Raw genomic sequence first — 17582 nt, forward strand, 5'->3', positions numbered from 1 at the left:
GTAAAATTACGTTGAAGTGAATCCCGGATTTGGAAAGAGCCGCCTCGTGAATATGCATGCCCGCCCCCCGATCGTCCTCCCCGACCACGCCGCGTTCCAGACGTGCGCCGTCCGCTGGGTGAAGCACTGGAACGAGCATTTGTTCAGCTTCGCGATCGAGCGTCCCGCGAGCTTCCGTTTCCGCGCGGGCGAGTTCGTGATGATCGGGCTCGAAGTCGACGGCAAGCCGCTGATGCGCGCCTATTCGATCGCCAGCCCGACCTGGTCGGACGAGATCGAGTTCCTGTCGATCAAGGTCGAGGACGGTCCGCTGACCTCGCGCCTGCAGCTCGTCCGTCCGGGCGATCAGGTGTATCTCGGCAAGAAGCCGACCGGCACGCTCGTCGCCGACGCGCTGCTGCCCGGCAAGCGCCTCTTCATGCTCGCCACCGGTACCGGCCTCGCGCCGTTCCTGAGCCTGGCGCGCGATCCCGACATCTATGACCGGTTCAGCCAGGTGGTGATCGTCCATTCGACTCGCCGGGTGAGCGACCTGGCCTATCATGACGAGCTGACCGCGCAGCTGGCGAGCGATCCGCTGGTGGCGGACCAGGCGCTGCTCCAGTTCCATTATATCGCCACGGTCACGCGCGAGCCGTTCCGTACCACGGGGCGGATCGGCCAGCTGATCGAGAATGGCTGGCTGTTCCAGCCGCCGGTGGTGGGCGACCGCGCGCTCAACCCCGAGACCGACCGGATCATGCTCTGCGGCTCGAACGCGATGATCAAGGATTTCGCGCACATGCTCGAAGGCCATGGCTTCACCGAGGGCTCGAACGCCAATCCGGGCAGCTTCGTGCTGGAGCGCGCGTTCGTCGGGTGACGGAAACGGGGGCTTCCGGGCTTTGCACGTGACGTGCGCGGCCCGAGCCCCTATTTCCATTCCATGTCCGCTCGCTTCGATCACGTTCCCAACCGCCGCGCGCTGATCGATCGGCGCGGCGTCGCCGAGCGACTCCAGGCGCTCCAGGCCCGGGATGGCGCCAAGCTGCGTGCGGCGGGGACGAAGGAGCTCAAGGCCGCGCTCGATGCCGGCCGTGCCGAGATTGCCCGGCGGCTGGCCGAGCATCCTTCGCGCGGGCACGAGATCGCCGCGTCGGGCGCGTTCCTGATCGACCAGCTGCTCCGCCTGCTCTGGGACTTCACCACCGAGCGGCTCCATCCCAATCCCAATCCCAGCGCCGCCGAGCGCATGGTGCTGATCGCGGTCGGCGGTTACGGCCGCGGCGAGATGGCGCCGCATTCGGACATCGACATCGGCTTCATCGCCCCGTGGAAGGTCACCGGCTGGTGCGAGCAGGTGATCGAATCGATGCTCTATTCGCTGTGGGACATGCAGCTGAAGGTCGGCCATTCGTCGCGCTCGCTCGACGAGATGGTGCGCCAGTCCAAGGCCGATGTGACGGTGCGCACCGCCCTGCTCGAGGCCCGCTATGTCTGGGGTGACACCGCGCTCTACGACGAGGCTGCAGCGCGCTTCAAGGCGGAGGTCCAGGCCGATACCGCGCGCACCTTCATCGCCGAGAAGCTCGCCGAGCGCGAGGCTCGCCACAAGCGGATGGGCGACAGCCGCTATGTGGTGGAGCCCAACGTCAAGGAGGGCAAGGGCGGCCTGCGCGACCTGCACACGCTCTTCTGGATCGGGAAATACGCCTATAATGTCCGCGAGCCGGCCGAGCTGGTCGAGAAGGGGCTGCTCACCAAGCTGGAATTCCGCCAGTTCCGCCGGGCCGAGAATTTCCTCTGGGCCGTGCGCTGCCACCTCCACCTGATCACGGGTCGCGCCGAGGACCGGCTGACCTTCGACGTCCAGCGCGAGATTGCCGAGCGGATGCGTTATGCCGACCGGCCGGGCATGTCGAAGGTCGAGCGGTTCATGCGCTTCTACTTTCTGCAGGCGAAGGTGGTCGGCGACCTGACTGGCGTGTTCCTCGCCCACCTGGACGAGAAGTTCGCGGCGCGCGGCAGCCGCTTCGGCTTCCCGACATTGTGGCGCCGCCCGCGCAAGCTCAAGGGCTTCACACTCGATCGCGGCCGGCTGGCGCTGCCGCGCGACGATTTCTTCCAAGGCGATCCGGTGCGGCTGATCGAGCTGTTCCAGCTCGCCGACCTGCATAATCTAGAGGTCCATCCGCTGGCCATGCGTGCGGCTGCGCGCGACGCGAAGCTGGTGGACGAGGTGCGCGACGATCCCCGCGCCAACGCCCTGTTCCTCGACGTGCTGACTTCGCCGCGCAACCCCGAGACCGTGCTGCGCTGGATGAACGAGGCGGGCGTGTTCGGCCGCTTCGTGCCGGATTTCGGCCGGGTCGTCGCGCAGATGCAGTTCGACATGTACCATCATTATACGGTGGACGAGCATTCGATCCGGGCGATCGGGCTGCTCAACCAGATCGAGAAGGGCGAGCTCAAGGACGACCATCCGCTCGGCACCAGCATCTTCAAGCAGATTGCCCAGCGCCGGGCGCTCTATGTCGCGGTGCTGCTCCACGACATTGCCAAGGGCCGGGGCGGCGATCATTCGATCCTGGGTGCCGAAGTGGCCGGGCGGCTGTGCCCGCGGCTGGGAATGAGCCCGGCCGAGACCGAGACGGTGGCCTGGCTGGTGCGCTGGCACCTGATCATGTCGGCCACGGCCTTCAAGCGCGACCTCAGCGACTTCAAGACGATCCTCGACTTTGCCGGCCAGGTGCAGAGCCCCGAGCGACTGCGCATGCTGCTGCTGCTCACCATCGTCGACATCCGCGCGGTCGGGCCCGGCGTGTGGAACGGCTGGAAGCGCCAGCTGCTCGCCGACCTGTACGACGCTACCGAGGAAGTGCTCCGCCTCGGCCACAAGCAGCGCGGGCGGACCGAGCGGATCGCCGCCAAGCAGGAGGAGCTCGCGCAGCTGCTCCGCTGGGACGAGCCGCGGATGGCGGCGTTCAGGAAGCGGATGACCGAGAGCTACTGGATCGCCGAGCCGGCGGACGTGCTCGAGCGCAATGCCCGCCAGATCGACGCGGCGGGCGACGCCCAGCTCTCGGTCGAGGCGCAGGTCTATCCGGAGCGCGGGGCGACGCTGGTGACGGTCTATGCCGCCGATCATCCCGGCCTGTTCTATCGCATCGCAGGCGCGATCCATGTCGCCGGCGGCAACATCATCGACGCGCGCATCCACACCACCCGCGACGGCATGGCGCTCGACAATTTCCTGATCCAGGATCCGCTGGGGCGGCCGTTCGACGAGGAGGCGCGGCTCAACCGGATCAAGGCGACGATCGCCGATGCGCTGGCCAATCGCGCCAAGCTCCAGGACCGGCTCAAGGCCAAGCCGCTGGTCCGCGCTCGCGCCGAAGCCTTTGCGATCGAGCCGAACGTGCTGATCGACAACAATGCCTCGAACCGCTTCACCGTGATCGAGATCAACGCGCGAGACCGGCCGGCCCTGCTCTGTCACCTCGCCTATGCGCTGTTCCAGTCGAAGGTGACGATCCATTCGGCGCATGTCGCCACCTATGGCGAGCGCGCGGTCGATACCTTCTATCTGACCGACCTGATCGGCGATAAGATCGAGAGCGGCAGCCGGTTGAGGACGATCGAGCGTCGCCTGCTCGAGGCCGCCACGGGCGACGGAACGGTGGCGGAGGCCGCCTGATGGAAGGAAATCGAGAATGCCGGTGATCGGACTGGGTGGCTTCTTCTTCCGCGCGCAGGACCCCGAGGCGCTCAAGAGCTGGTATGGCGAGATACTCGGTGTGGGCGGCGGCTTCGGCACCGACGAAAGCGGCCAGACCAGCCCGTGGTTCTGGCACCCCGAGCCCGGCCCGGTGGTGTTCGAGCCATTCAAGGCGACGACCGACTATTTCGCGACGGACAAGAGCTGCATGCTGAATTTCCGCGTGCGCGATCTCGACAGCCTGCTCGAACAGCTCAACGCGCGCGGGATCGAGATCATCACCAAGGACGAGTGGGATACGCCGGAGACCGGCCGTTTCGCCCGTATCCACGATCCGGAAGGCAATCCGATCGAGCTGTGGGAACCGCCGGCGGCCTGACGGTTATTGGACGATCCTTGTCTCAAGGGGATAATCGCCAAGCAAGTTCAGCATGACGGTGGCGAGGTATGCGCCTTCGCCTGCGATCCTGGCTTCGCGGAGAGGCGGAGAAGGGCAGGGCGCCACCGCAAAGGGGCCGCCGGCTAGCCCGGCTTCTTCTGCCACACCCGCACATGCTCGACTTCCATCCGCGAGGGGAACGCGCCGGCGTCGATACCCTTGTCGCCGCCCCAGCCGCCGACCGCGACGTTGAGGATCAGATATTGCGGACCGGCAAAGGGCCAAGTGTCGGGATTTCGCTTGTGGTCGTTGTCGAAGCGCAGAAAGGCGCGGCCGTCCACGCCGATCAGCATGCGGTCCTGGTTCCAGTCGAGCTGATAGTCGTGAAAGGCGGTGCAGGCGTCGGGCACCATTGCCTGGGCAGTCTTCTGCGTCTTTGCGACGTGGTTATATGCCTTGGTGTGTATCGAGCCATGGACCCGGCCGGGATCCCAGCCGACATGCTCCATGATGTCGATCTCGCCCAGGCCCGGCCAGCCGGCGCGCTCGTCGCTGCCGAGCATCCAGATCGCCGGCCACAGCCCCTTGCCGCAGGCGAGCTTCGCCCGGACCTCGATGAAGCCATAGGTCCAGTCGGCGAGGCCGCGGGTCTGGATCTTGCCCGAGCTGTAGTCCTGGCCGCCATAATCGGCGCGGCCGCTCAGCCGCTCCCTGCGCGCCTCGATGACGAGCTTGCCGCGCTCGACGCGGACATTCTCGCGGCGCGTGGGCGCATAATATTGCAGCTCGTTGTTCCACCAGCCTTCCTTGTTGCGGCTGGTGTCATAGGCCCATTTGCGGGTGTCGAGGCGCTTGCCGTCGAACTCGTCGGACCAGGCCAGCGCATAGCCCGCCGGCACCGCCATCGGCTCGTCGGCATGGGCAGTGGAGAGCGGGGCCTGGATCGTCTGGGCGGAAGCGGCGCCCGGCAGCAGGAGTGCCGCCGCCAGAGCGCCGTATCGCGTCACTTGGGCGACAGCACCATCAGCATCTGGCGACCTTCCATGCGCGGATAGGATTCGACTTTAGCGATTTCCGCGGTGTCGTCCTGCACGCGCTTGAGAAGAATCATGCCCAACTGGCCATGCGAAAGCTCGCGGCCACGAAAGCGCAGGGTGATTTTCACCTTGTCGCCCTCGCCGATAAACTTGTGAACGGCCTTCATCTTCGTATCATAGTCATGATCGTCGATGTTCGGACGCATCTTGATCTCCTTGATCTCCTGCGTCTTCTGGCTCTTTCGGGCGAGGTTCGCCTTTTTCTGCGCCTCGTACTTGAACTTGCCGACATCGAGGAACTTGGCGACGGGCGGATCCGCATTGGGGGACACCTCGACCAGGTCGAGCCCGAGCTCCTGCGCCTGTTCCATCGCCTCGCGCGTGTACATCACGCCGAGATTTTCACCCTCATGGTCGATCACGCGGACCTTGGGGGACTGAATAAATTCGTTAAACCGCGGACCGTTCATCGGCGGCGCCACCATCGAGCGGCGATTCATGGGCGGACGTATACGACTTGCTCCTGTTGTTGCAGACTCAGGGTTTGGGCGGCTCAATAACGCAGGATGCGGGACTTCGGTAGTCCGATGCCTGCATTTCCGCCGAAATTCCGCGCACTGTGGCACGGACGTAACGCGGATATCGGATTTCAGCCCGCATAGCGCAAGTGGATGATCGGATAAGGCCGGCCGTGCGGATCGCTTTCGGAACGGCCGATGATCTCGAAGCCGCGGGCGAGATAGAAGGGCAGGGCGTTGTCCGCCTGCTCGTTCGCATCGACCAGCGCGTCCGGCGACAGCGCCAGCGCGTGATCGATCAGCGCGGTGCCGAAGCCGCGGCCATGGGCGGCGGGATCGACGAACAGCGCGTCGATCATCGCGCCGTCCATGGCGAGGAAGCCCTGCACCAGGCCGGCATCGTCCTCGACCAGCCAGAGCGGTGCCTGGGGCAGGAACTGTTCGGCGACGATCGCGTCGATCTCGGCGCGATGCTCGGGCGAGAGGAAGCCGTGCGTCGCATCGACCGCGGCGCGCCAGATCGCCAGCGCGCGCGGCACGTCCGCTTCGGTGGCCGGGCGGATATGTGCCATCAGCGACGCCCCCAGAGAATGACGATGCAGCCGAGCACTGCCAGTGCCGCACCGGCCAGGTCCCAGCGTGTGGCAGGCACGCGCTCGACCAGCACCAGCCAGCCGAGCGAGGCGAGGATGTAGATCCCGCCATAGGCGGCATAGGCGCGCCCGGCGGCATCGGCGCTGCTGAGCGTGAGCAGCCAGGCGAACAGGGCGAGCGAGGCCCCGCCGGGCAGCAGCCACCAGGCCGGCTTGCCCAGCCGCAACACGCCCCAGAAGGCGAAGCAGCCCGCGATCTCCGCCAGCGCGGCGGCCGCGTAGATCGTGAGCGTGGCGGGGTTCATCGGCCGACGAGCCTCTCTATCGTCAAAAGCAGGACCAGGCTCAGGAGCGGACTGGCGACGGCCAGCGCCAAACCCTGGATGGGCCGGGCGGCATGAAGCCTCGCCCCGGCGCCGAGCGACAGGATCATGAGCGCGGGATAGAGCCAGAACTCTCGCTGCTTCTCCGCGTCGCACGCCTGCATCGCGGCACTGCCGTCGCGCGGCAGGCATTCGCCGAGCGCCAGCAAGCCGAACAACACGAAACCGGCACCCAGGGCGCCCAGGACTGCCGTCGCGAACATGCCCCAACTGGCCCGCCGGGTGCCGGCCGGTTTCACTTCAGGTCGGGCGGAGTCGCCTCGGCCACCAGCCGCGCGACGACTTCGTCAAGGGTCAGCATCTTCTGGCCCTGATCGCCGAGCACGCGCAGCGCCACGGTGCCTTCCTCGGCTTCGCGCTTGCCGACCACCAGCAGGTTGGGGACCTTGGCCACCGAATGCTCGCGCACCTTGTAGTTGATCTTCTCGTTGCGAAGATCGGTGTCGACGCGGATGCCGGCGGCCTGAAGCCGCTTCGCGACTTCCTTCGCATAGTCGTCGGCGTCCGAGACAATCGTCGCGACCACTGCCTGGGTGGGCGCCAGCCATACCGGCAGCTTGCCGGCGAAATGCTCGATCAGGATGCCGATGAAGCGTTCGTACGAGCCGAAGATCGCGCGGTGGAGCATCACCGGGCGGTGGCGTTCGCCATCCTCGCCGACATAGCTGGCATCGAGGCGCTCGGGCAGCACGCGGTCCGACTGGATCGTGCCCACCTGCCAGGTGCGGCCGATCGCATCGGTCAGGTGCCATTCGAGCTTGGGCGCATAGAAGGCGCCTTCGCCGGGCAGCTCTTCCCAGCCATATTCCTCGGTCGCCAGGCCGGCGCGGACCACGGCGTCGCGCAGCTCCGCTTCGGCCTTGTCCCACATCTCCTCGGTGCCGAAGCGCTTGTCGGGGCGCAGCGCCAGCTTGATCGAATATTTGAACCCGAAGTCGCGATAGATGCGGTCGGCCAGGCGGCAAAAGGCCTGCACTTCCTCGACGATCTGGTCCTCGCGGCAAAAGATGTGCGCATCGTCCTGGGTGAACTGGCGGACGCGCATCAGCCCATGCAGCGCGCCATGCGGCTCGTTGCGGTGGCAGCAGCCATTCTCGTAGAGCCGGATCGGCAGCTCGCGGTACGATTTGATCCCCTGGCGGAAGATCAGCACGTGCGCCGGGCAGTTCATCGGCTTGAGCGCCATCCAGTCGGCGGCGTCCGAAACGATCGGGCCCTCGTCGTCGACGTTCGGCACCTCGTCGGGGATGACGAACATGTTCTCGCGATATTTGCCCCAATGGCCGGACTGCTCCCATTGGCGGGCGTCCATCACCTGCGGCGTCTTCACTTCGTTGTAGCCGGCGGCGTCGATCGCCCGGCGCATATAGGCTTCGAGCTGGCGCCAGATCGTGAAGCCGTGCGGGTGCCAGAACACGCTGCCATGCGCTTCCTGCTGGAGGTGGAACAGGTCCATCTCCTGGCCGAGCTTGCGGTGGTCGCGCTTGGCGGCTTCCTCGAGGCGCATCAGATGCTCGTCGAGCTGCTTCCTGTTGAGCCAGCCCGTGCCGTAGATGCGTGACAGCATCGCGTTCTTCTGGTCGCCGCGCCAATAGGCGCCCGAGACGCGAGTCAGCTTGAAGGCATTGGGATCGACCTTGCCGGTGGAGGCGAGGTGCGGGCCGCGGCACATGTCGAGCCAGGCGTCCTCGCCCTTGCCGGCGCGGTACACCGTCAGTTCCTCGCCCTCGGGCAGCTCCTGCGCCCATTCGGCCTTGAAGCTCTCGCCCTGCCGGGTCCAGCGCTCGATCAGGTCGGCGCGCGACCAGACTTCGCGGATCAGCGGCGCGTCGGCGGCGATGATCTTGCGCATCTCGGCCTCGATCGCCGGCAGATCCTCCTCGGTGAAGGGGCGGTCCTTCGGTGCGAAGTCGTAATAGAAGCCGTCGTCGGTCGCCGGACCGAACGTGATCTGCGTGCCGGGGAAGAGGTTCTGCACCGCTTCCGCCAGGATGTGCGCATAATCGTGGCGGGCGAGCTCTAGCGCGTCCTTCTCGTCCTTCGCCGTGACGAGCGCGAGATCGGCGTCGCCTTCGAACGGGCGGCCGATATCGCGCAGCTCGCCATCGACGCGCGCGGCGAGCGCCGCCTTGGCCAGGCCCGGACCGATCGCGGCGGCGATGTCCGCCGGGGTAGTCCCCGGGGCTACCTCGCGGACGGAACCGTCGGGCAGCGTTATGCGGAACATCTCGGACACGGGGATGACTTTCGTGAAGGGTTGATCGGAGCGCGGCTTATGCCTTCGCGGGTGCGATATAAGCAAGCGCTGGTGAAATTGCGCGCCGGAAGGCCGGCAAAATGAAGGGAGTTGCGTCCTGTTATTTCACTTTGGCCCGCCGCCCGATCGCGCTTCTGGCGATCGATCCTGCAGCCCGGTTGCGCATGGGGCCGTGGTGACGGGCAAAATCCTGCATTGGAAGCCCGTTTCGAGATGACATAGAGCGGACGGACAGACGGAGAGGCCCAGATGGAAGAGCATCGCGCGACGACAATCCTGCCCTGCAACGACCTGGCCGCCAGCCTCGCATTCTATGCGCGGCTGGGCTTCCGGCTGGTCAGCGACTATGGTGACTACAAGATCCTGGACGACGGCAAGGGCTGGCATCTCCACCTCAACAAGGCAGTGCTCGGCTGGCTGGTGCCGGGGCACAATCCGTTCGGCATCTATCTCTACACCGACGATGTCGATGGCGTGGCGGATCGGGTGCGGGAGCTGATCCTCGAGAAGGAAGGGCCCAGCCTGAAGCCCTGGGGCTGCTACGAATTCGCGGTGAGCGATCCGGACGGGACGCTGGTGCGGATCGGCCGCGTTGCATCCTGAAGCCGCGCAACTGCTGGGCCAGGCGGGCGAGGCGGCGCGCCAGGGCCGGTTCGGCCAGGCGCTGCCGATGCTGAGCCACGCGCTGGCGCTCGACCTCGAAGGGACGGCGCCCGCCTATGCCCAGCTGCTGGCGGGGCCGCGGCTCACCGGCTGGCCGCAGCAGCTCGAAGCGGATCTGGCCACCTGCCTGTACGCCGGATCGGTCGATCCCCAATCGCTGGCGCGGGCGGCGGCACGCATGCTGCTGGCGAAATATCCCGAGCCGGTGGTGGTGGAGGATCCGTTGTGGACGGCGTTCCTCACGCGCTGCATCAATGTCGATCCGGCGATGGAGGCGCGGCTGGCATGGCTGGCCGGGCAGGCGCTGCCGGCCGGCCTGCGCGAGGCGCTGGCGACGCAGGCGTTCGCGAGCGAATATGTCTGGGGCGGGGAAGGGCTGGGGGTTCCGCCGGTCGCCGCTGCCGAGATCGCGGAAGAACGGCGGCTGGCAGCGGCAATGCCTTCGCTCGGCGATTCCTCCGACCACACTTCCCGGGCGGTGCGCGCCCAATATGAAGCGAATCCCTATCCCCGCTGGTGCGCGTCGGCGGCCCGCCCGCATGTCTCGGTTGCGGGGCATCTCGCCGCGCTGGGCACGCCGCAGGCCGGGCCGCTGGAAGTGCTGGTTGCCGGATGCGGCACCGGGTTCGAACCGATCGACCTGGCGCGGATGGACTCGTCGCTGGCCATAACCGCGCTCGATCTCAGCGCCGCCAGCCTGGCCTATGGCGCGCGCATGGCCGGCGCGCTTGGCATAGGGGGCGTCCGCTTCGTCCAGGGCGACATCCTCGACGTCGCGAAGCTCGGCCGGCGCTTCGGGCTGGTGAGCAGCACCGGGGTGCTCCACCATATGGAGCGGCCCGCGGACGGGCTCGCGGCGCTGGCCGGCGTGCTTGCGCCTGGCGGTGTGCTGCGCATCGCGCTCTACAGCGAGCGGGCCCGGGCCTGGGTCGCCGAGGCGCACCGCGTGATCGCCGAACATGGCTGGGACGCGAGCCCGGCGGGCATCCGCGCATTCCGTACCCATATCCTCGCGCTGCCGGCGAGCCAGCCGCTCGCACGGCTCCGGGAAAGCGACGATTTCTACACGCTGAGCGGCTGTCGCGACTTGTGCTTCCACGCCCGCGAGCATTGGTACCGCCTGCCCGCGATCGGCGAGATGCTGGCGACGGCCGGGCTCGAACTGCTGATGCTCGACGCGCCGCCCGAGGCGCAGGCCCGCTTCGCGCAGATCTACGGCGCCGCGGCCGGCCGGCGCGACCTTGCGCCATGGGACCGGGTCGAGGCCGAGCATCCGCAGCTGTTCGCGGGCATGTTCCACCTCTGGTGCCGCAAGCGGGGCTAGGCTCAAGCCGCATTCAGCGAACCCCGTCATCCCCGCGCAGGCGGGGATCCAGCGTAGCACGGGATATCGGCGCCACCGCGCGAACGCCGTCCGGAGAGGACGGGGCCCGCCACACGGGCTCCGCGCTTGGCCCTGGATCCCCGCCTGCGCGGGGATGACGAAAGAAATCAAGGTCTTGATCGAGGTTTAACCCTATACCAGCCCGAACGGCACCACGCGGTTCAACTCGACATGGCCGATCTCGGCGCGGCCGAGATAGGGGGCACCCATCTCTCCGCACCAGCGCACGATCATCTGGTCGATGGTCTCGCCGAAGCTGTAATTGCCTTCCGCCTCGCCATTGTCCTTGACCGCGGTGACCGCGCCCAGCCGCACGCCAGCGATGCCCTTCAGTTGCGTCGCATGGGCCATCTGGAACAGCATCCGGTCGATCCGGTAGAGCGGCTCGTCCACTTCCTCGATGTAGAGCACATGGTCGGTCAGGTCCGGCAGATATTTGGTGCCGATCAGCGCTGCCAGGATCGCAAGGTTGAACGCCGCGGCGGGGCGCCCGTCGGCCAGGCCCGGCTCCAGCCCGCGCTTGTCGCCGTCGATCAGCCAGCCCAGCACCCAGCCGGCGGCGGTGCCGTCGTCGTTCTTGCCGATGCTCGACGCCATCGCGCCGTGCGCCACCCGGCCGATCCGCCGGGCATAGAGTGCGCCGAGCAGGAAGCCCATGTCGGAGAAGCCGATATAGGTCTTGTGGTTCGCCGCCGGCCCGAGCCTGGGCATCACGGCTTCCAGGATACGGTTCGAGCCATAGCCGCCGCGGGCGAACCAGATTGCGTCGAACGCCGGATCATTGGCGAATTCGAGGAATGCGGCGGCGCGCTGTTCGTCGGTACCGGCGAAGTGGCCGGCCTCCAGATAGCATTGCGGATGGAAGACGATCTCGTGTTGGGGATAGGTCAGCGCCATGAAGGCGGCCATGCGCAGCGATCCTTCGCGGCTGACCGGTCTTGCTGGTGCGACGACTCCGATGCGCATGCCTTGCCCCTTCGCTTCGAATTGCCGATAGCGCGAGGCCATGGAGCATCGCAAACCTTACTTCTTCGTGGGCATCGGCGGGTCGGGCATGATGCCCCTGGCGATGATCCTGGCCGGGCAGGGCGCCCAGGTGGCGGGATCGGACCGCAGCCTCGACCAGGCGCGGCTTCCCGCGAAATTCGATTTCCTGGCGCGCAGCGGCATCGCGCTGTTCCCGCAGGACGGCAGCGGGATCATTTCGGCCGAGCAGATCGTCGTCGCTTCGGCCGCGATCGAGGAAACCGTGCCCGATGCGCGCCGCGCCGCCGAACTGGGCAATGCGCGGATGACGCGGGCGGAGCTCAACGCCCGGCTGTTCAACGCCGCGCCGCTCTCGATCGGCGTGGCGGGAACCAGCGGCAAGTCCACCGTCACCGGCATGATCGGCTGGATCCTGCACGCGCTGGGTCGCGACCCGACCGTGATGAACGGCGCGGTGATGAAGAACTTCGTCACCTCCGACGCACCCTTCGCCAGCGCGCTCGTCGGCGGAGGCGGGGCGTATGTGAGCGAAGTCGACGAAAGTGACGGCTCGATCGCGCTCTATCGCCCGCACGTGGCGGTGCTCAACAATGTCAGCCTCGATCACCTGCCGATGGAGACGCTGATCGCGCTGTTCGGTGCTTTCATCGCGCGGGCGGGCAAGGCGGTGATCAACCTCGACAATGGCGAGGGCGCGCTGCTCGCGGCGACGATGCCGCGCGAGCGGCTGCTCACCTTTGCGATCGGCGCGACGGCCGACCTGACCGCGATCAACCTGCGCGAGCAGCGCTATGGCATCGCCTTCGAGCTGGCGCGCGAGGGCGCGGCGTCGATCCCGGTGACGTTGCAGGTACCGGGCCGGCACAATGTCTCCAACGCGCTGGCGGCGATCGGCGCGGCGGCGGCGGCGGGGCTCGCAGTGGAGGAGGCCGCCCAGGCGATCCAGGGGTTCCAGGGCCTCAAGCGTCGCTTCGAGCTGGCCGGCGAGGCGGGCGGGATCGCCGTGATCGACGATTTCGGGCACAATCCGGACAAGATCGCAGCGACGCTGGACACGCTGCACGCCTTTGACGGCAGGCTGCTGCTGCTGTTCCAGCCGCACGGCTATGGTCCGCTCAAGGTGATGCGCGCCGAGCTCGTCGCGATGTTCGCCGAGAAGCTGGGCGCCGGGGACGTGCTGGTGCTGTCCGATCCGGTCTACCAGGGGGGTACGACGAGCCGCGAAGTGACCAGCGCCGACATCGTCGCCGACATCGCGGCGACAGGACGCAACGCGGTCTACATTCCCGATCGCGCGGCGGCCGCGGCGCATCTCGTCGCGACGGCGCGCGCGGGCGACCGCATCGCAGTGATGGGCGCGCGCGACGACACGCTCAGTCAGCTCGCCGCGGAGATGCTGGCGCGGCTCGAAGATTAAAAGCGGGTAATATTCGGCATTTCCGCGCAAAAAACATGGACTTTCCAGGCGGAAATGCCACCATTCCGGGGAGATTCCGGGAGGTGGCGCATGCGCTTGCTGCAGCCAGTCTATTGCCTATTCGGCAAACACCATCGCAGCCATGGGCGCGCTTGGGATGATGGAACATATTTCCGATCATGGTGCGAGGGCTGTGGCAAGCCCATGATCCGCACCTTTCAGGGCTGGCGCCTCGATACCGAGGCTTCGCTTGGAAAGCGGCATTAGCATCTAGTCTGGCTAGCTTTCCGATATGGAAAGCGAAGTTGACATATTGCGCCTGGTGCAGTAAAGCTCACTTTACAAACTGCAAAGGAAGCTACTCATGGCCGGCAATCGGGCGCAGAAACGCTATACGAAATCGGTGATCCTGCTGATGGCGGGCTATGTGCTGATCCTGATCGGGGTGGTTGCATATGCGCGGCACAGCCCGCTGCATGGGCCGCTGGGCTATATCGCGGGCGTGCTGCCGGCATTGCCGGTGATCGGCGTGTTCTTCGTCCTGGGCCGCTATCTCGTGGAGGAGCAGGACGAGTATCTGCGCGTCCAGGTCACGCGCCAGGCACTGGTCGCCACCGGCTTCGCGTTGAGCATCGCAACGGCATGGGGCTTCCTCGAGAATTTCGGCCTCGTGCCGCACGTCTACGCCTATTACGCCGCGATCCTCTGGTTCGCCGGGCTGGGCGTGGGCCGTTGCTTCAACAAGCTCGCGGCGATGCGCGGAGGTGGCGAATGATCAATCGTCTTCGCGTGCTGCGCGCCGAGCGTGCCTGGAGCCAGCAGGACCTGGCCGAGCGGCTCGATGTTTCGCGCCAGAGCGTGAATGCGATCGAGACCGGCCGCTACGATCCCTCGCTCCCGCTCGCCTTCAAGATCGCCGACCTGTTCGGCCTGACCATCGAAGAAATCTTCACCAACCCCAATCGCAAGGACTGACCGTCATGATCAAGCGCATCGCCTTCGCCCTGTTCGCCACCGCCAGCATTCCGGCCATCCTTCATATCCCTGCGGCGCATGCCGCGACCGCGCCGGCGCCCGCCGAGCTGATCCAGATGGACCATCTTTCGGTGCAGGTGATCGGCAAGGGCAGCCCGGTGATCCTGATCCCCGGCCTTTCCAGCCCGCGCGCGGTGTGGGACGGCGTGGCGCCCGAACTGGCGAGGACGCACACCGTGTACCTCGTCCAGGTCAACGGCTTTGGCGGGGACGCGCCGGGCGCCAATCTGGGCGAGGGGCTGCTGCCTGCCATGGTCGCCGAGCTGCACAAGCTGATCGCCGAGCGCAAGATCGCGGGCGCGGCGGTGGTCGGCCATTCCATGGGCGGGCTGCTGACGCTGATGCTGGCCAAGGCGCATCCCGGCGACGTCGGCAAGGCGCTGATCGTCGACGCGATGCCGTTCGTCGGCTCGGCCTTCTTCCCGGGATCGACGGTCGATTCGGTCAAGCCCCAGGCCGAGGCGATGCGCGCGCAGATGGCCGGCCTCTACGGCAAGCCGCTCCCCGAGGCGGTGGGCCAGGCGATCGCGCGGCAGAATGCGGCCAGGCCCGAATCGCAGGCGCAGGTCGCGGCCTGGGTGGCCAAGGCCGACATGCGCGTTTCCGCCCAGACCATGTTCGAGGATCTCCAGACCGATCTCCGCCCGGACATGAAGGGCATCGCCACGCCGATCACGGTGCTGGTGCCCTGGCTGGCGGCGCGAGGCGGCGAGGCGCCGATGCTCGATCTCTACAGGCGCGAATATGCCGGCGCCGCCAAGCTGAGCCTGAAGGGCGTCGCCGATAGCGGGCATTTCATCATGCTTGATCAGCCGGCGGCGTTCGGCGCGGCGCTGGCCGCGTTCCTGGCAGGCTGAGCCGGCGGCTCACAAGGAAGGGCCCGGGACGGGTTCCCGGGCCCAGTTCTGCTCACATCTGTTATCCGGGGATCAATAGGTCCCGGAAAAGCTCCGGTTGAGATTCCGGTCGCGATTCCAGCCCTGGTCGTCGCGGCCGCCGAACAGCGCCCCCGAGCGCTCCTCGTCCCTCCATGCCGCGTGCGCCTCGTCCGCGGTCTTGCGCAGCGTCACCTTGTCGTCGACCGACTGGATCCAGCGCGACGGGATCGAATGATGGTGGCCGCCCGCATCGCTGTCGCTCCTGGTGAGGAGGATGCGATCGCCGCGCACCTTGTCGACCGTGCCGACATGGCTGCCGTCCGTGCCGACCACTTCCATATGCTCGGCCACGCGGCGCAGGCCGTCGCGCTGGCCCTGGCGATCGGTCCGCCAGTTGTTGAACTCGCTCTCGAAGCGCTGGGCGTTCTCGCGGCGATACTCGTCATAGTCGTTGTCGAGTTCGGCGATGCGCTGACGGCGCCAGCCGGTATAGTGGTCGTCGGGGCCATGCGGCCAGCGTTCGTCGCGTGCCTGCCGGGTGTCGTAGCGCAGATCTGCCTCGCGGCGGCGCTCCGCTTCCGGATCGCCGAACCAGGAGCGGACCTCGTCGCCGGCGCGATCGAGGAAGCCGCGGTCCGCGTCATGGCCGCCGCGATAGCCGCGATTTGCCGGGCGCGGGCTTTCCCAGGTGCCGCGATCGGCGCGATGGTCGCGGCTGCCGCGATCCCAATCGCCGCCCTGGCCGCCATAACCGTAGCTGCCGCGATAGCCGCGCCCTCCGCCCAGCTCGCCGGCGGCCGCATATTCGCGGGCGCTCGAATAATGTTCTCCGCCGGCGCGGCGGGCGCCGCTCACCTGATACTGGTCTTCCGGGCCGAAGTAGCGGGGATCGTTGTAACGGTCGTTCATGGAATCCTCTCCACTGCCGATTTTGGGGGCTGGGCTGGTGCGGATTCAGCGGACGAGCGCGGGCAATGGTTCCGGAAAAAGCCCGGTTTTTCAGTGCCGTTCGCCGCACGGGCGAAGCGTCTTGCCGCGCTTGTTTCAAGCCGGTTGCATTGGGGAAGAAGCGCCGCTAATGGAGCGCCTCCCCGGGGCTGCCGGGGACAGGCGGCGGGGCTGTAGCTCAGATGGGAGAGCGCTGCAATCGCACTGCAGAGGTCAGGGGTTCGATTCCCCTCAGCTCCACCACCGCCAAGCCGCAGAATTCTGCGATTTCAATATCATCGGCGGACCCGGGCGGCCGCAAACCCCACTAGTCCGGTATCGCAAATGGGCATCGGTATGTTCCCCCGACCGCGACCCGGGAGGCTGTGAATTCGCGCAGATACTCCCGGCGAGGGCGGGCGTGTGACCCCTATGGGGCGCTGAACTCCGCTTGCCGGCGGAGGACGTTCCCGTAGAGCACCTTCTGTATCCTATTGGGGCCGATGCGCATTAGCAGCCGGGCAAGAGGATAGATTTGTCGCCAAGTAGGGCCTTCGAGGCGGTGTACGCCTCGGCTCCAAGTGAGATACTCGTTCCAGGCCTTCTTGAAGCCGCGCCGCTTCCAGAAATTCGCGTTGATGGTGAATTCGTACAGCGGCTCCGGCAGGTTATCGAATTTGACGCCTGCTTCCAGGCATTTGAACCAAAGCGCGATGTCCTCGCTGAACGGCACCACCGGATAGCGGCCGACGGTTTCAAACACGCTGCGTCGGAAGCAAGCGGTGGGATGTGCCAGGGGCGATCGCCTTGCCACGTCGCGCCTGGCTGAGGCAGGGTTCTGGGCGAACCGTATGACGCGTTTGCTGCCCGCGGCCAGATCATGCTCAATGATGGCGGTCCCGAGGATCCCTATGTCCGGGTTCAAGTCGAGATGCTCGATCTGGCGGATGAACCGTTGCGGAAGCGAGCGATCGTCCGCATCCATGCGAAACAGATATTCCTCGTCCGCGGTGAGACCGATCAGGTCATTCAACATCGGAGCGAGGCCGGCATTCTCCTTCTTGTGATGTAGAAAATGGATCCGCTCGCGATGTCGTTCCACTACTTCCAGCAAGGCAGGGCCGACCGGGCCGTCAATTCCCAGGTACAGGCGAACCTCCGTCTCTTCGGGAAGTTCCTGATCAAAAATGGAGCGCAAGGCGGTATCGAGCAGGTGGGGATCGTCGCGTTCATATAGGGACATGAGCACTGCCACTGCAGACATGGATCTATCTCGATTCTAGGCGCATCCGACATGAGGAATCGCGACCAGGTGCCACTCTTCCCGGCGGCGGCGTGTAGCAGTGCCGGCCACGCAGTGCCACCGCACTTTGCGGCCAGCATCCTTGCCTGACCAGATCAACCCGTCTAGGGGGGGTGGGGCGCAA

18 protein-coding genes and 1 tRNA gene are annotated in these 17582 nt (G+C 66.5%); 10 read left to right on the forward strand and 9 right to left on the reverse strand.

The window, feature by feature from the left end:
• Nucleotides 1–52: 52 nt before the first annotated feature.
• From FFS08_RS14750 to FFS08_RS14760, 3 genes are all read left to right on the forward strand, one after another.
• Nucleotides 53–862 carry a ferredoxin--NADP reductase gene (locus FFS08_RS14750; RefSeq protein ID WP_137862474.1) on the forward strand — a complete coding sequence of 270 codons (810 nt, stop codon included), beginning with the start codon at nucleotides 53–55 and terminating at the stop codon, nucleotides 860–862.
• A 63-nt stretch (nucleotides 863–925) separates the two neighbouring features.
• Entirely contained in the window at nucleotides 926–3676 is a 2751-nt protein-coding gene (locus FFS08_RS14755) for a [protein-PII] uridylyltransferase (protein ID WP_137862382.1), read from the forward strand.
• Between the two features lie 16 nt (nucleotides 3677–3692).
• The gene (locus FFS08_RS14760; protein ID WP_137862383.1) at nucleotides 3693–4076 is read left to right on the forward strand and encodes a VOC family protein; all 384 of its coding nucleotides are present in this window, start codon (nucleotides 3693–3695) and stop codon (nucleotides 4074–4076) included.
• 143 nt (nucleotides 4077–4219) lie between these two features.
• Here the strand turns inward: FFS08_RS14760 and FFS08_RS14765 are convergent, their stop codons facing one another.
• The 6 genes from FFS08_RS14765 to thrS form a co-directional block, all read right to left on the reverse strand.
• Nucleotides 4220–5083 (reverse strand): glycoside hydrolase family 16 protein, encoded by an 864-nt coding sequence (locus FFS08_RS14765; protein WP_249341054.1) that lies wholly within the window; start codon nucleotides 5081–5083, stop codon nucleotides 4220–4222.
• Nucleotides 5080–5613, reverse strand: a complete 534-nt coding sequence (gene infC, locus FFS08_RS14770; protein ID WP_137862384.1) for a translation initiation factor IF-3 — start codon at nucleotides 5611–5613, stop codon at nucleotides 5080–5082. Before infC ends, FFS08_RS14765 begins: the two co-directional genes overlap by 4 nt.
• 149 nt (nucleotides 5614–5762) lie before the next feature.
• Nucleotides 5763–6203, reverse strand: a complete 441-nt coding sequence (locus FFS08_RS14775) for an acetyltransferase (protein WP_137862385.1) — start codon at nucleotides 6201–6203, stop codon at nucleotides 5763–5765.
• The gene (locus tag FFS08_RS14780; RefSeq protein ID WP_137862386.1) at nucleotides 6203–6529 is read right to left on the reverse strand and encodes a YnfA family protein; all 327 of its coding nucleotides are present in this window, start codon (nucleotides 6527–6529) and stop codon (nucleotides 6203–6205) included. The genes FFS08_RS14775 and FFS08_RS14780 overlap by 1 nt, the downstream gene beginning before the upstream one ends.
• Entirely contained in the window at nucleotides 6526–6810 is a 285-nt protein-coding gene (locus FFS08_RS14785; protein WP_137862387.1) for a hypothetical protein, read from the reverse strand. The genes FFS08_RS14780 and FFS08_RS14785 overlap by 4 nt, the downstream gene beginning before the upstream one ends.
• A gap of 32 nt (nucleotides 6811–6842) precedes the next feature.
• Nucleotides 6843–8834, reverse strand: a complete 1992-nt coding sequence (gene thrS, locus FFS08_RS14790) for a threonine--tRNA ligase (protein ID WP_171012628.1) — start codon at nucleotides 8832–8834, stop codon at nucleotides 6843–6845.
• A gap of 279 nt (nucleotides 8835–9113) precedes the next feature.
• On the opposite strand from thrS, the gene FFS08_RS14795 reads away from it, so the two are divergent.
• A complete protein-coding gene (locus FFS08_RS14795; protein WP_137862389.1) occupies nucleotides 9114–9467 on the forward strand; it encodes a VOC family protein in 354 nt (117 codons plus the stop codon).
• Nucleotides 9457–10851: a class I SAM-dependent methyltransferase gene (locus tag FFS08_RS14800; RefSeq protein WP_137862390.1), complete on the forward strand. Its 1395-nt coding sequence runs from the start codon at nucleotides 9457–9459 to the stop codon at nucleotides 10849–10851. The genes FFS08_RS14795 and FFS08_RS14800 overlap by 11 nt, the downstream gene beginning before the upstream one ends.
• A gap of 192 nt (nucleotides 10852–11043) precedes the next feature.
• Here the strand turns inward: FFS08_RS14800 and FFS08_RS14805 are convergent, their stop codons facing one another.
• A complete protein-coding gene (locus FFS08_RS14805; RefSeq protein WP_137862391.1) occupies nucleotides 11044–11877 on the reverse strand; it encodes an LD-carboxypeptidase in 834 nt (277 codons plus the stop codon).
• A gap of 40 nt (nucleotides 11878–11917) precedes the next feature.
• On the opposite strand from FFS08_RS14805, the gene FFS08_RS14810 reads away from it, so the two are divergent.
• From FFS08_RS14810 to FFS08_RS14825, 4 genes are all read left to right on the forward strand, one after another.
• Nucleotides 11918–13315 (forward strand): glutamate ligase domain-containing protein, encoded by a 1398-nt coding sequence (locus FFS08_RS14810; RefSeq protein ID WP_137862392.1) that lies wholly within the window; start codon nucleotides 11918–11920, stop codon nucleotides 13313–13315.
• A 364-nt stretch (nucleotides 13316–13679) separates the two neighbouring features.
• On the forward strand, nucleotides 13680–14090 hold the full coding sequence (locus tag FFS08_RS14815) for a hypothetical protein (protein ID WP_137862393.1): 411 nt from the start codon (nucleotides 13680–13682) through the stop codon (nucleotides 14088–14090).
• A complete protein-coding gene (locus FFS08_RS14820) occupies nucleotides 14087–14290 on the forward strand; it encodes a helix-turn-helix transcriptional regulator (protein WP_137862394.1) in 204 nt (67 codons plus the stop codon). Before FFS08_RS14815 ends, FFS08_RS14820 begins: the two co-directional genes overlap by 4 nt.
• Before the next feature lie 5 nt (nucleotides 14291–14295).
• Nucleotides 14296–15207 carry an alpha/beta fold hydrolase gene (locus tag FFS08_RS14825; protein WP_249341055.1) on the forward strand — a complete coding sequence of 304 codons (912 nt, stop codon included), beginning with the start codon at nucleotides 14296–14298 and terminating at the stop codon, nucleotides 15205–15207.
• A gap of 72 nt (nucleotides 15208–15279) precedes the next feature.
• Here the strand turns inward: FFS08_RS14825 and FFS08_RS14830 are convergent, their stop codons facing one another.
• The gene (locus tag FFS08_RS14830) at nucleotides 15280–16137 is read right to left on the reverse strand and encodes a DUF2171 domain-containing protein (protein WP_212742021.1); all 858 of its coding nucleotides are present in this window, start codon (nucleotides 16135–16137) and stop codon (nucleotides 15280–15282) included.
• Nucleotides 16138–16343: 206 nt separating this feature from the next.
• On the opposite strand from FFS08_RS14830, the gene FFS08_RS14835 reads away from it, so the two are divergent.
• Nucleotides 16344–16419: transfer RNA gene (locus tag FFS08_RS14835), tRNA-Ala, on the forward strand.
• Between the two features lie 166 nt (nucleotides 16420–16585).
• Here FFS08_RS14835 and FFS08_RS14840 read toward each other — a convergent pair.
• A complete protein-coding gene (locus FFS08_RS14840; protein WP_137862395.1) occupies nucleotides 16586–17419 on the reverse strand; it encodes a glycosyltransferase in 834 nt (277 codons plus the stop codon).
• Nucleotides 17420–17582 lie beyond the last annotated feature (163 nt).

The organism is Sphingomonas sp. 1F27F7B (assembly GCF_005503355.1).
GTDB lineage: Bacteria > Pseudomonadota > Alphaproteobacteria > Sphingomonadales > Sphingomonadaceae > Sphingomonas.

Coding starts and splice junctions, on each gene's coding strand:
- FFS08_RS14780 (WP_137862386.1), bottom strand. CDS start 6,529: ATGAACCCCGCCACGCTCACGATCTACGCGGCCGCCGCGCTGGCGGAG.
- FFS08_RS14750 (WP_137862474.1), top strand. CDS start 53: ATGCATGCCCGCCCCCCGATCGTCCTCCCCGACCACGCCGCGTTCCAG.
- FFS08_RS14755 (WP_137862382.1), top strand. CDS start 926: ATGTCCGCTCGCTTCGATCACGTTCCCAACCGCCGCGCGCTGATCGAT.
- FFS08_RS14760 (WP_137862383.1), top strand. CDS start 3,693: ATGCCGGTGATCGGACTGGGTGGCTTCTTCTTCCGCGCGCAGGACCCC.
- thrS (WP_171012628.1), bottom strand. CDS start 8,834: ATGTTCCGCATAACGCTGCCCGACGGTTCCGTCCGCGAGGTAGCCCCG.
- FFS08_RS14820 (WP_137862394.1), top strand. CDS start 14,087: ATGATCAATCGTCTTCGCGTGCTGCGCGCCGAGCGTGCCTGGAGCCAG.
- FFS08_RS14815 (WP_137862393.1), top strand. CDS start 13,680: ATGGCCGGCAATCGGGCGCAGAAACGCTATACGAAATCGGTGATCCTG.
- FFS08_RS14795 (WP_137862389.1), top strand. CDS start 9,114: ATGGAAGAGCATCGCGCGACGACAATCCTGCCCTGCAACGACCTGGCC.
- FFS08_RS14825 (WP_249341055.1), top strand. CDS start 14,296: ATGATCAAGCGCATCGCCTTCGCCCTGTTCGCCACCGCCAGCATTCCG.
- FFS08_RS14785 (WP_137862387.1), bottom strand. CDS start 6,810: ATGTTCGCGACGGCAGTCCTGGGCGCCCTGGGTGCCGGTTTCGTGTTG.
- FFS08_RS14840 (WP_137862395.1), bottom strand. CDS start 17,419: ATGTCTGCAGTGGCAGTGCTCATGTCCCTATATGAACGCGACGATCCC.
- FFS08_RS14830 (WP_212742021.1), bottom strand. CDS start 16,137: ATGAACGACCGTTACAACGATCCCCGCTACTTCGGCCCGGAAGACCAG.
- FFS08_RS14810 (WP_137862392.1), top strand. CDS start 11,918: ATGGAGCATCGCAAACCTTACTTCTTCGTGGGCATCGGCGGGTCGGGC.
- FFS08_RS14805 (WP_137862391.1), bottom strand. CDS start 11,877: ATGCGCATCGGAGTCGTCGCACCAGCAAGACCGGTCAGCCGCGAAGGA.
- FFS08_RS14775 (WP_137862385.1), bottom strand. CDS start 6,203: ATGGCACATATCCGCCCGGCCACCGAAGCGGACGTGCCGCGCGCGCTG.
- infC (WP_137862384.1), bottom strand. CDS start 5,613: ATGAATCGCCGCTCGATGGTGGCGCCGCCGATGAACGGTCCGCGGTTT.